Annotated in this window: 11 protein-coding genes; 2 read left to right on the top strand and 9 right to left on the bottom strand. The window is 40.2% G+C overall.

The window, feature by feature from the left end; genetic code table 11:
- The first annotated feature begins 23 nt into the window (after window positions 1-23).
- Window positions 24-974 (top strand): AEC family transporter, encoded by a 951-nt coding sequence (locus tag PR709_RS02995; RefSeq protein WP_004921631.1) that lies wholly within the window; start codon window positions 24-26, stop codon window positions 972-974.
- A 505-nt stretch (window positions 975-1,479) separates the two neighbouring features.
- Here the strand turns inward: PR709_RS02995 and PR709_RS03000 are convergent.
- The 8 genes from PR709_RS03000 to PR709_RS03035 all read right to left on the bottom strand — a co-directional run bounded on the left by PR709_RS03000 (window position 1,480) and on the right by PR709_RS03035 (window position 11,328).
- Entirely contained in the window at window positions 1,480-2,439 is a 960-nt protein-coding gene (locus PR709_RS03000; protein WP_104872858.1) for a hypothetical protein, read from the bottom strand.
- Between the two features lie 230 nt (window positions 2,440-2,669).
- Entirely contained in the window at window positions 2,670-4,301 is a 1,632-nt protein-coding gene (locus tag PR709_RS03005) for a sodium/sugar symporter (protein WP_154611346.1), read from the bottom strand.
- A gap of 253 nt (window positions 4,302-4,554) precedes the next feature.
- Window positions 4,555-5,562 (bottom strand): substrate-binding domain-containing protein, encoded by a 1,008-nt coding sequence (locus tag PR709_RS03010; RefSeq protein WP_004921645.1) that lies wholly within the window; start codon window positions 5,560-5,562, stop codon window positions 4,555-4,557.
- Window positions 5,563-5,694: 132 nt separating this feature from the next.
- The gene (gene galM / locus PR709_RS03015) at window positions 5,695-6,735 is read right to left on the bottom strand and encodes a galactose-1-epimerase (RefSeq protein WP_014656377.1); all 1,041 of its coding nucleotides are present in this window, start codon (window positions 6,733-6,735) and stop codon (window positions 5,695-5,697) included.
- 19 nt (window positions 6,736-6,754) lie between these two features.
- The gene (gene galK / locus PR709_RS03020) at window positions 6,755-7,915 is read right to left on the bottom strand and encodes a galactokinase (RefSeq protein WP_392504923.1); all 1,161 of its coding nucleotides are present in this window, start codon (window positions 7,913-7,915) and stop codon (window positions 6,755-6,757) included.
- A 78-nt stretch (window positions 7,916-7,993) separates the two neighbouring features.
- Window positions 7,994-9,046 (bottom strand): UDP-glucose--hexose-1-phosphate uridylyltransferase, encoded by a 1,053-nt coding sequence (locus PR709_RS03025; RefSeq protein WP_004921656.1) that lies wholly within the window; start codon window positions 9,044-9,046, stop codon window positions 7,994-7,996.
- A gap of 24 nt (window positions 9,047-9,070) precedes the next feature.
- Complete coding sequence (gene galE / locus PR709_RS03030; protein WP_272570711.1) at window positions 9,071-10,096, bottom strand: UDP-glucose 4-epimerase GalE; 1,026 nt, start codon at window positions 10,094-10,096, stop codon at window positions 9,071-9,073.
- Between the two features lie 302 nt (window positions 10,097-10,398).
- Window positions 10,399-11,328 (bottom strand): cation diffusion facilitator family transporter, encoded by a 930-nt coding sequence (locus PR709_RS03035; RefSeq protein ID WP_004921660.1) that lies wholly within the window; start codon window positions 11,326-11,328, stop codon window positions 10,399-10,401.
- A 295-nt stretch (window positions 11,329-11,623) separates the two neighbouring features.
- Between PR709_RS03035 and PR709_RS03040 the strand changes: the two genes are divergently transcribed.
- Entirely contained in the window at window positions 11,624-12,061 is a 438-nt protein-coding gene (locus PR709_RS03040) for a universal stress protein (protein WP_014656379.1), read from the top strand.
- 48 nt (window positions 12,062-12,109) lie between these two features.
- On the opposite strand, the gene eco is transcribed toward PR709_RS03040, so the two are convergent.
- Window positions 12,110-12,586 carry a serine protease inhibitor ecotin gene (eco, locus tag PR709_RS03045; protein ID WP_004921671.1) on the bottom strand — a complete coding sequence of 159 codons (477 nt, stop codon included), beginning with the start codon at window positions 12,584-12,586 and terminating at the stop codon, window positions 12,110-12,112.
- Window positions 12,587-12,594: the final 8 nt, after the last annotated feature.

Raw genomic sequence — 12,594 nt, forward strand, 5'->3', positions numbered from 1 at the left:
TTGCGTATAAAAGAGGTTATCTAATGTTAGATACTATTATTACAGCGTTACTGCCTATTGTGGTTACTCTTTTACTCGGATATTTTGCAGGGTATCGACATGACTTCAATAAGGATCAAGCCACTATATTAAATAAAATGGTTATGTTGTATGCCTTACCATTATTGCTATTTGCAGGAATATTAAGTACTCCATTAACAGAAGTAATCAATAACGTTGATGTTTTCTTGTGGATATTCGTGGGCATGGTGGTGGGGTTTCTTGCTGTTTTCCTTATTTCCCGCTTCATCTTCAAATCTAGCGCTCGTTTAGCCGCATTACGTTCCATTGCTATTGCCGGTCCTGCTGTACCTTTTGTTGGAACCCCTGTATTAGGCGTTCTGTTTACTACAGATGCTGATATTGCAATTGCCGTCGGTAGCTTATTAATGAATTTAATTCAGGTTCCATTAGCATTAGTCTTTTTAGTTGGTGGCGATTCTGACAACACATCAACAAATAAGAAAAGTGTATTTTCAATTGTTGCTAACAGTATAAAAAATGCATTAATGCAACCTGTCGTATGGGCACCTATCCTAGCTTTTATTTTATTACTGATTGGATTGGATATGCCTAAGTTTTTAAAAGGTTCATTTATTTTATTAGGTCAAGCAACTGGTGGAGTGGCATTATTTGCTGTAGGCGCTGTTCTCTATGCACAAAAAGTGAGTTTTTCTCTATCTGTTATCATAAATGTTCTGAGTAAAAATATTCTATTACCTTTAATTATACTGGTAATTATGATTGCGTTACATATACCTCATGTCGAGCGAGGCTTAGTGTCTGTAACACTGGCTATCCCTACAGCATCAATAGCGGTTATTTTTGCGGTGGAATATAAAACAGGGGAACAAGAAATGGCATCAACACTATTTTGGAGTACCATTTTATCAGTTATAACAATGGGTGGCTTTATTTGGTTTACAGGAAGTTAAGTTAATTCAACGCTAAACCGATTGAAATTAAACGACCATGGTAGAATGTCAATTTTTCCTCTTACAGACAATACTCTTAAAAGTCTTTCCATGGTCGTTATTTGCATCTGCTTTGCGGTTTCTACTCGTCATCTCTGGCACTGCAAATTTTCGAATACCGTTTTCAAGTGACTCACTACATCGGCATAAAGCTCATCCAACAGTCAAAGAGGAGCCATACGTTATTTCACCGGTAAAATACTCTCGAAAACACCGCCTTTAAAAATATAGCCTATATGTATGATCACGGATATGACGTTGTTATGGATAAAGAAAAAGCGAATTATTATTTAGCACAAGTCAAACTCACAAAAGTTGTGAATACTCTTTCTAGCAATACTATCCCTGCCAGATTTATACTGATAAAAAGTAAATGCCCATTAAGATATTAACCCGTGGCTAAATAGATATAACGCTATTTACCACGGCTCTATTCATTTATTATTTCAATTTCTATAGGCTGACTCTATTCTTTCTCTAGCCCATTAATCCGTAGCCACCCTGTTGTGAACGTTCCAGTATTAGGGTTAGTGTAACTTGCGTAAGCAAAACCGGGAAACTCTTGCGCACTAAATAGCCATACTGAATCCCCTTCAATGACATAAGGCTGTCCAGGTTTTTCGCAAGCTAAGGCTGGGTCTTCATAAAAGTAGAGGCGTTTTTCTTTAACTCTATAATTCCCTTTTGATGGCTCCTCAAGCTTATAATAGATATCCTCAGGCTTGGATACGGATTCCACATTTAACCAACCTCTCGCTCTACCATAACTTACAAAGACATATTCATTTTCCTCATCATCAATCATAGAGTTAGCTAGTTGATTAAAAACCTTCACCTTATCATTAGGTATTACAAAATTAATATTACTCTTGCATTCTGGTGTTGGAGCGGAGTGGAAATATGCTTTTTTTTCGCCAACGACCACCCATGTATCTGATTTAGGTGAAAAAAATTCAGAGCCGATCTGCTCGCGCCGTTGAGAGCAAAACTGTTCTCTTTTAATGCAGTTTTGATATTGCTCCCCTAACTTTTTATCAAACGCCAATTGCTTTAATTTCCGACCATCGCTATCTGTCGTCCATAACGTATTTGATCTCAGTAAATAACTTAAAGTACCTATTGGCCTTTGTAATTGCTCTCCCGGAAGATAATCGCTACAACTATCGATTATGCCTATTTCTAATATATTTTCGTCTTGATAACTGGCATCCATAGAGACTCTATCGGAAGACTTTTTATATTTTACGGCGGGTGGATAATTTGAACTAAGAATAAGATTTTCTAGCTCGGAATAACAATAATATGACACCTCTTCATTCAGAAATTGAAGGTAACTTTCATCATCTTGGGCATATTCATTTGCACTGACTGATATCGAATGTAGAGTTGTAGTCAGCAAAACTGCAATTTTTAATAAATGGCGCATATACATTCCTTGTTACCCTGAGTAATAACATGTTCATTAAACTGGCCAATATAACGCGTTTACTCATGACATCTTAAAACAAAATATTCAGAAATACCCTCCAATGATTGACAAATTATTAGTGTATTATTCTTTTGCTTTCCCAATAAAATAATAAATCAACACCTAAAACTTTATTTATTCGATCTAAAACGGGGACATCTGTCCCCGTTATTGATCAAGCCCATGTCTTACCAAAACAGTGCATACAGTACACACAAGATAATCATGATTGCATAAGAAGCAACGTTGAAGCCTGTTGATGTTTTAAAAGTTTCTGATGTCAGGATAATTGCACCTTGGTTATCATCTTCTTTTGATGTTGTTAAGCTGATCAGCCCAATCACTACCGCAGTAAAGAAGAAGGTATACATCATCTGGTCAAGGAATGGCATACCTAAAGGCATTAACTTCAAGAATAATGCAAACGGAATAGAAAGAAGCACACCAATAATTGCCCCTTTTGCATTCGTTTTTTTCCAGAACAACCCTAACAAGAAGACGGCTAAAATACCTGGGCTAACTAAACCTGTATATTCCTGAATATATTGGAAAGCTTGGCCAATATTCCCCAGTAATGGAGCAATAAAGCAGGCAATAATTAATGCCACGACCGCACTGACTCGACCTACATTAACTAATTTATGATCGCTGGTCGAAGGCGCAATATACTCTTTATAGATATCCATCGTGAAAATGGTTGCGACCGAGTTCAACATTGACGCTAATGATGAAACAATTGCAGCAGCCAATGCCGCAAATACAACCCCTTTCGCTCCGACAGGTAAGAATTGCGTTAACCATGGATAGGCTTTATCGGCCTGTGCGAGCGTTGGAATATGCTCTTGGGCCATTGTACCAAGTCCCGCAAGTAATTGTGGATCAGTGACAATCACATACGCTGCAATCCCTGGAACAACAACAAGGATAGGAACAATTAATTTCAAGAAGGCAGCAAAAACCAGTCCTTTTTGTGCTTCATTGATAGATTTAGCCGCTAAAGCGCGTTGGATAATATATTGGTTAAAACCCCAATAATACAAGTTAGCGATCCACAAACCACCAATCAACACCGCAATACCCGGTAAATTGCTAAACTGAGGGTTATCTTGGCTTAAAATCATTTCAAAATGCTGGGGAGCTTCACTAACCATACGGCTCATACCTGCCATGATCCCTGCATCACCACCGATGTAACTCACCGCCATGATAGCCGTCAGTAAGCCACCCAAAATAAGGAAGAAGACTTGAACAACATCGGTCCACGCCACTGCCGATAGACCACCATAAAGAGAGTAGGCAATAGCAAACAGCGCCAAACCCAATATTGCATAAGACATTGGAATGCCAAGGATAGTCTGTAGAGCCAACGCACCTAAATAAAGAACAGATGTTAAGTTAACAAAGACAAATAAAGCTAGCCAAAATACTGCTAAAATCGTTTTTAACGTACGATTAAACCGTTTTTCAACGAATTCAGGGATAGTAAAAATACCCTTATCGATAAAAATAGGCATGAAATATTTAGCAACGATAATTAGTGTTAACGCAGCCATCCACTCATAAGAGGCAATCGCTAATCCGATAGAAAACCCTGAACCTGACATACCGATAAACTGCTCGGCAGAGATGTTTGCAGCTATTAATGAAGAGCCAATTGCCCACCACGGTAATGTTTTTCCTGCTAAGAAATAGTCTTTCGTGCCTTTTTTCTCGCCTTTTTTATTACGAGAAACCCATAAACCGACTGATATGATAATAAGCACATACAGGATAAATATCCCGTAGTCTAATGTGCTCAATCCAACGCCTTCTGTATGCATGATCAAGTTCCTTCACCTTCACCAAATGATTCAGCATTAGTGTAAACGTTACCATTGCATATCACTGTTAGATTAATCACAGATTTTTATAATAGATTAATTTTATCAACGAAATGTCAAATAATTGTATGTTATTTAACACATTAAAGGCGATTTCACGTACATAAAATGTCCGATTTTGGATTTTTTGAGAAAAAATGTCTCTGGTGGGTCAACGTCATCAAAAGATATGATAACGTTTACATTATTGAAGTCATGAGGTTTTCAATGGACGTACAGAGTTACGCTGTACCAGTGTAGGGGAATAGATTAAACCACCAGCCTCTATATTTTCATTACGTGCTAAAGCAAGCGCTAATTCAGTGGCACGTTCAGCCATCATTTGGATGGGATAACGAATGGTTGTTAAACGAGGGTGAATATAACGGGCAATCAGTACATCATCAAAACCAATCACGGATACCTGCTCTGGGGAATGAATGTCATTTTCATCAAGTACTGCAATTGCCCCCGCGGCCATAAAATCGTTATACCCGACAACCGCGGTGATCTCTAAGGACTTAGTCAATAGATTAGTCATCGCCTGCTCACCACCCTCACCATAAGGCTTGCCATATTCGATATAGCTTTCAGGTAATGAAATTGCATGTTTTTTCAATGCATCACGATAGCCAAGTAACCGCTGTTCAGCGTCTTCTATTTTATGATCCGATGAAATATAAGCAATTTTAGTATGGCCTTGGCGGATCAAGTGCTCAGTGGCAAGATAAGCCCCCTTGTAGTTATTCAACGAAATACAGCGATCAGCAATCGCCTCAATACGTCGATTAATCAATACCATGCTAGGAACTTCTTCGGCAAATTCTATCAGCTCTTCGTCTGACAACGCTTTAGAGTGAATAACGAGGGCATCACAGCGATTATTGATCAGCAATTCGATAGATTGGCGCTCTTCCTGCGCCGTGTGATAACCATTACAAATTAAAATGTGTTTACCATTTTTGTGGGCAACCGCATCAACCGCTTTGACCATCGTACCAAAAAAAGGGTCTGAGACATCATTCACCAATACCCCAATGGTGTTAGAACTTTGATTTACCAATGCGCGAGCGGCTGCATTTGGACGATAACCGAGTTTATTCATGGCACTTTTAACCGCAGCAATCGACATTTTGCTTGCCTTCGGTGATTGATTAATCACTCGAGAAACTGTCGCCACCGACACTCCCGCTTCTCTCGCTACATCTTTGATCGTTGCCATTTTTTACCTCTAAGTTCAGTCGATGCCATTAAACAATGCATTAGTATAAAAAACAATGGGGTATATTATAGATACGATGACCCTACTTTTAATATAGTAATATGAAAAACGCCGCATGAGGCGGCGTTACTCTCAGAAAATAAAGTGATAGCTCGTTTTCTGGTGATATATTTGATTTGGCTGTGAAATACCGCTGTATTGCTCCCCCCATTCAGGGTGGTTAACGGCATCCGGTGGAAACTGAGTTTCAAAGGCCACACCTGAAAACGGGGTATAATGACGTGATTTTCCCGGAACCGAAATCAAATAATTCCCTGTATAAACTTGCATTGCAGGCAAAGTTGTTGCGATATCCATTCGAACATCACCTTCTGGTGAAAAGAGTGAAGCGACCGTTTGCTCACCATCCGTAAGCTCTGGAGCCAAGATCATCGCATGATCATAACCACCAACTGCTTTTTGATCATCGTCTTGCAAAAAATCATAGCCTATACGCTTTTTACGACGAAAATCGAAAAACGTCTCAGAAACATCACGCCATTCGCCTGTTGGGATCCCCCCCTTATCGGTAGGCAGATAATGGGTGGCCGCTAGTTGTAAATCGTGCTCTAAGGCCGTTCTCGCCGAATCTTCCCCAGCTAAATTAAAATAAGCATGATTGGTTAAATTTACAGGGCACAACTCACTCACTTGTGTACGATAGTCGATAATGACTTTATTTTCATCCGTTAATATATAGCGGACTTCAGCTTGTAATTCCCCAGGAAATCCCTGATCGCCATCTTCTGAAACCAACGAAAAAATTGCCTCATATGGGTTAATTTGAGTCACCTTCCAAACACGATAACTAAAATTATCCCGACCGCCATGTAAACAGTGTTCACCTTGATTACTTGTCACCTGATACTCACGACCCGCTAAATTAAAACGGCCATGTGCAATCCGGTTCGCAACTCGCCCAATGGTTGCACCTAGATAAACGCCTTGATCCATTTGGGCCGCCATATTCGGTGAACCGAGTAAAACATCACGTTTACCTGCCGACATGGGTAATATGCAGCTTATCCAACTTGCTCCCAAGGTTGACAATAAAATTTTCATGCCATGTCTGTTGGTCAATGCAATCACTTTAGATGCACGTGCCACATACCCTTGGTCTTTCGATAACTGCATTCTTTTCTCCCTACAATTTTCATGCATTCGCCATGATCCCAGCACCATCACTAGGCTGGCAAACATAAATATCGGCCTTCAGCCCTGTCAACGCTTGATACTTTTGCTCAACCGCATCAATGACAGGAGTAACGAGTTGCTGTTTCATCAATGCCACCACGCAGCCACCAAAACCGCCGCCTGTCATTCTCACGCCGCCTTGATCCCCTAGAACCGCTTTCACAATCTCTACTAAGGTATCAATCTCTTTTACGGTAATTTCAAAATCATCCCGCATAGAAATATGTGACTGCTCCATCAGCATACTCAATAGGGGAAGATTATTTTCAGTTAAGGCTTTTGCGGCGGCAAGTGTTCTGTCGTTTTCGCTAATAACATGCTTAGCGCGTTTAGCCACTAGAGGTGTCAATTCCCCCTGCTTTTGGGCGAATTGTGCCAATGTAACATCCCGCAAAGCTTTCACGCCGAATTGTTTCGCCGCAGTTTCACATTGCTGACGCCGAATATTATACTCGCTATCCACTAATCCGCGTTTTTTATTTGAATTGATGATCATGACGACAAGATCATCAGGAATTGGAATTGGTGCTAACTCTAGGCTACGGCAATCGATTAATAGTGCATGCCCCTCATCACCGCAAGCAGAAATTAACTGATCCATAATGCCACAATTACAACCGACAAATTGGTTTTCAGCTTGCTGACCATTCAAAGCGATGTCTTGTTGGCTAATCTCCAATTGATACAATATCTTTAATGTCTGTCCAATCACCACTTCCAGTGAAGCCGACGAGCTAAGTCCTGCCCCTTGAGGTACATTGCCACTTACCGCAATTTCACATCCGCCAAATTGATACCCTCTGGCTAATAGATATTTAACGACGCCTCGAATATAGTTTGCCCACATTTTTTCAGGCAAAAATAGGATCTCTTCATCAAGGCTAAACTCATCAATATCATAGCCATAATCGGCTGCAATCACGCGAATTAAACGGTCAGGGCGCTTTCTGGCTGCCGTCATTGTTTGATAATCAATTGCACAAGGTAAAACAAACCCATCATTATAATCAGTGTGTTCACCAATAATATTCACACGTCCTGGCGCTTGCGCATAGACCTCGGGCTGAGCATCAAAGCCCTTAATAAAGGCTTCTGTCACTTTTTGTTGGAGTATTTCGATGCTATTCATAGCAACCTCTCGATAATATCTGGGTAATAATGGAATGGCTCGGCCATGCTGGTTGTATGCTCTAAATATTTACTGCTGCTTGTAGTGAATATCACTGACACCTCGTAACCTTTCCGCTGCTTGTTCAGGGGTTAAATCACGTTGAGTTTCAGCTAACATTTCATAGCCAACCATAAATTTTTTGATTGTCGCTGAGCGCAACAAAGGTGGATAAAAAAGAGCATGAAGCTGCCAGTGTTCAATCTCTCGGTTATCACTAAAAAATGGAGCGAAATGCCATCCCATCGAGTAAGGGAATGCACAATGAAAGAGATTGTCATAACGACAGGTGAGCTTTTTCAGTGCAACACTAAGGTCATCGCGTATCTCTACACTCATTTCATTCATACGCCGAATATGTATTTTAGGCATTAGCATGGTTTCAAACGGCCAAGCCGCCCAATAAGGCACAACAGCAAGCCAATGTGCTGTTTCCACTACCGTTCTAGAGCCATCTTTCAGCTCTGCCTGTGCATAATCCAACAGTAAATTGCTTCCTTGCTGCTGGTAATACTGTTTTAAGTGCTCATCTTTACGAGCAATTTCATTAGGCAAGAAATCACTCGCCCAAATCTGCCCATGAGGGTGTGGCTGAGAGCACCCCATCACCTCACCTTTATTTTCAAAAACTTGTACCCATAAAAACCGTTGGCTGAGTTCATCAATTTGCTGCTGCCAAGTTTCAATTACACGGCCGATTTGAGCTGTCGATAGTTCAGGTAAAGTCTTACTGTGATCAGGTGAAAAGCAGATCACTCGGCTCAAGCCACTGACCGCTTGTGTTTTAAATAAAGGCGATTGTTCTTTTGGCTGCGCACAAGACCTAGGTAATAGTGCAGAATAATCGTTTTGAAACACATATGTATCTTGATAATCAGGATTGATATCACCAGAAACGCGATGGTTGGTTGGGCATAAAAAACAGTTTCCATCGTATTTAGGCAGTTGTTTCACTTCCACCTTCTCATCTTGCCCACTCCAAGGTCGTTTAGCACGATGGGGTGAGACCAAAACCCATTGTCCTGTTAATGGGTTATAACGCCGATGCGGGCAATCTGATGGGTTGAACGCTATTTTATCCATGATGTTCTATTTCTCCTGTATCTATTACGATTCATAGCCATTAGGGTTTTGAGACTGCCAGCGCCATGAATCCATAGCCATGTCATCAATGGTACGAGTTACCTTCCAACCAAGTTCGCGCTGTGCTTTTTCTGATGTCGACCAATACTCGGCGATATCACCGGCCCTTCTTGGCACAACAACGTATGGGATTTCCCTGCCGACAGCTTTTTCAAATGCGTGTAGGACTTCCAATACACTCGTTCCTCTCCCCGTACCGAGGTTGTAAATATGTAATCCTGCCTGCTGACTAACCACTTTCAGTGCAGCCACATGCCCATCCGCTAAATCCATAACATGGATATAATCACGCACACCTGTTCCATCAACAGTAGGGTAATCGTTTCCATAAATAGACAATTTTTCTCGTCTGCCAACGGCGACTTGAGCAATATAAGGCGTTAGATTATTCGGTATACCTTGCGGATCTTCCCCCATCAAACCTGAAGGATGGGCACCAACTGGATTGAAATAGCGTAATAAGGTCACAGACCAATTTGGTTCGGCGATCACCAAATCGGATAAACAGCGTTCAACCATGTATTTACTTGTGCCATACGGGCTTTGTGTATTGCCAGTTGGAAAGTTTTCTGTAATAGGCACCGTATCCGGTTCACCGTAAACAGTCGCGGAGGAGCTAAAGATGATACGATGTACGCCAGCACGCTGCATACATTTGGCTAGCACCAAGGTGCCATTAACATTCACATCATAATATTCGAGTGGTTTTTCTACCGACTCACCAACGGCTTTTAACCCCGCAAAATGGATCACTGCGCTGATTTTATGTTCAGAGAAAAGACGGTTTAACAGAGATTCGTCACGAATATCACCTTGATAAAAAAGCGGGCGCACTGCGGTTAGCTTTTCAATACGATTGAGCACTTCCTCTTTCGCATTGCACAAATTATCAATAATGATTGGAGCAAACCCAGCTTGGATCATCTGCACACACGTATGGCTACCAATATACCCCATCCCCCCTGTGACAAGCACTTTTGTTGGCTGCATCGTTTACCCCTTGATTCTATTAAGGATATGAAAATTCACTTTGCAAAGTATAGCAACGGGCTAATACCTTATTCTGTGATCTATCTCGCGATAGTGTAAACGTTTACACAAATAACCACAATAAGGGGCTTTTCAGAGGCGAAGAGCAATGCATTTTCAATATGTTCAACACCGGTCACATAGTGAAACAGTTTGTGAAATAAAGCACGATTGAGATATAAAGAGGCTTAATCAGGAAGATAGTTTGAAGAAAAAACCGAAAGCGAGGCCCTTTCGGTTATTTTTCTATTGGCGGTTTTCAACTAATGAATACATTCTTTATCGTATGGATCTAAGTGAGTCATGACATTGAGGATTTGCGGGTTTTCCATTAATTTATCACGTACATTTACCGCAATTTCATGGCCTGCCACAATCGACATATTACCATCGACCTCTAAATGAACATCAACTAAATAGAAATCGCCCGATTTACGTGTTTTCAAATCGTGAAACCCTTTGATCCCCTCAATGTTTTCAAGCACAGTACGAATTTCTTGCAATGTTTCTTCATCCGCACCTTTATCCATCAGATCTTGCATTGATTGATAAGTAAATTTATAGCCCATGCGGAAAACAAAAGTACCCACAATTAATGCCGCGATAGGGTCAAAAATTTTCAAACCACATAAGCTACCAATAATCCCAATAGCGACAACCAGTGAAGATGCCGCATCTGAACGAGCGTGCCAAGCATTCGCAACCAACATGCTGGAGTTGACCTGATTGGCAACTTTTAACATATAGCGGAAAAGCCCTTCTTTCGCCACCAACGAGACCAATGCTGCGACGAGAGCAATCGTGTGAACTTCTTGGATTAAATCAGGGTCAAGCATTTTTTGTACTGCCGACCAAATCATGCCAACGCCAACAATCAATAAAATAATCCCTAAGATCAATGAAGCACCATTTTCATATCGAAAATGGCCATAAGGATGGTCTTCATCAGGCTTTTTATGACTCTTTTTATTGGCAATTAATACAACAAAGTCAGCAACGAGATCTGATAATGTATGAATACCGTCGGCAATTAACCCTTGAGAATGAGAAATAAAACCAATGATAATCTGCCATATAGAAAGCATCATATTCACAATGACACTGACTAAGGTGCTTTTTTTAGCTGCATGAAACTTTTTCTGCTGAAGAGTAAGCTCATCACCTGTCGTATTTAATATTTTCTCTTTGTCCATAATATATTCTTAATGAAAAGCAAAATAATTATCATTTAATTAAACTTTTTAAATCAATTAGTTATGAAATCCACTGTAAATACTGACATATAATTAAAGAAAAGTCTTGTTATTTAATTGTAGTCTATCGAATTGAATGATAATCGTTATTTTTATTATTTTTGTATTAAATTGAATAGCAGAAAATGATAGTTTTTTGTTTAAATTACATTGATTTAACAAAAGTTAAATCCTTTATACTATATTAAATCTTAACTGCTATAATGGCTTGAATAAACATATGAATGAGGTGGTTATGTATAATAAAATTTTAGTTCCTATCGACCTATTAGAAGACTCACTTAATCCACAGATCATTAAACATATCGAAGAACTAGCAAAATTAGGCTCACCAGAAATTCATTTTTTATCTGTGATCCCAAGCGCTGAGCTATTTTTTGGTATTGAAGTGACTATCTTACCTGAAAGTCATAAAAACTCGGCAGAACGCTCCGTGCTTGCTCTGAAAGCATTAGAAGACGTGATCAAAGATATTAATATCGCCGGTGAAAGAATTACCTGCAAAATTGGCATTGGCTCCGCCAAAGACGAAATACTCAGTTATGCCGATGATATCGGTGCGAGCTTAATTGTACTCGGCTCTCATCGTCCAAGTGCCTCCACCTATTTATTAGGCTCTACGGCATCAACTATCGTACGCCATGCAAAAACATCTGTCTTAGTTATTAGATAGCCATAAAGGAAAGTGCCACAGCATTAACCGTGGCACTTATAGGATATGTTATTTCTTGACCGAATCGAGCAGTTGATCATCCGTTGACCAAATACGATATTTCACATCCATATCTTTCGGAGCGTAAACTACAATAGGCAATTTGCTGTTATAACGAACAAAAGCATCATCACCAAGTTGCGTAGTCACAAAACGTTCTTTTGCAGGCTCTGAACATGCCATCATCGTTGAAGCGGGCCCTTTAACATCTTCTAACTGATAATAACTATAGCCCCAACCTTCCAGTGTTTTTTCTTCTAGATCGCCCATAAACCATTGACGGTTACAATCTGCTTTAATGGTTTTACCGATCACAAGCTCAACCTGATAATTATCTTCATTCGGTTTTGCTGCCAACTGGATCACATGACGTGTCATGCCATTTTCTGCTTTAGGATAAGGTGCGATCTTTTCTAACTCCCCTGTCGCCATTGCGCAAGACGATACTAAGGCTACTGCCATTACAGATAAAATCGCTTTTTTCATGATAAAAT

The organism is Providencia sp. PROV267, assembly GCF_028477825.1.
In the GTDB taxonomy this organism is placed as follows: Bacteria; Pseudomonadota; Gammaproteobacteria; order Enterobacterales; family Enterobacteriaceae; genus Providencia; species Providencia stuartii.

What these genes read in the sequence shown, in the direction of transcription:
- PR709_RS02995 (WP_004921631.1), top strand. Translation starts at nt 24, where the DNA reads ATGTTAGATACTATTATTACAGCGTTACTGCCTATTGTGGTTACTCTT.
- PR709_RS03000 (WP_104872858.1), bottom strand. Translation starts at nt 2,439, where the DNA reads ATGCGCCATTTATTAAAAATTGCAGTTTTGCTGACTACAACTCTACAT.
- PR709_RS03005 (WP_154611346.1), bottom strand. Translation starts at nt 4,301, where the DNA reads ATGCATACAGAAGGCGTTGGATTGAGCACATTAGACTACGGGATATTT.
- PR709_RS03010 (WP_004921645.1), bottom strand. Translation starts at nt 5,562, where the DNA reads ATGGCAACGATCAAAGATGTAGCGAGAGAAGCGGGAGTGTCGGTGGCG.
- galM (WP_014656377.1), bottom strand. Translation starts at nt 6,735, where the DNA reads ATGCAGTTATCGAAAGACCAAGGGTATGTGGCACGTGCATCTAAAGTG.
- PR709_RS03025 (WP_004921656.1), bottom strand. Translation starts at nt 9,046, where the DNA reads ATGGATAAAATAGCGTTCAACCCATCAGATTGCCCGCATCGGCGTTAT.
- galE (WP_272570711.1), bottom strand. Translation starts at nt 10,096, where the DNA reads ATGCAGCCAACAAAAGTGCTTGTCACAGGGGGGATGGGGTATATTGGT.
- PR709_RS03035 (WP_004921660.1), bottom strand. Translation starts at nt 11,328, where the DNA reads ATGGACAAAGAGAAAATATTAAATACGACAGGTGATGAGCTTACTCTT.
- PR709_RS03040 (WP_014656379.1), top strand. Translation starts at nt 11,624, where the DNA reads ATGTATAATAAAATTTTAGTTCCTATCGACCTATTAGAAGACTCACTT.
- eco (WP_004921671.1), bottom strand. Translation starts at nt 12,586, where the DNA reads ATGAAAAAAGCGATTTTATCTGTAATGGCAGTAGCCTTAGTATCGTCT.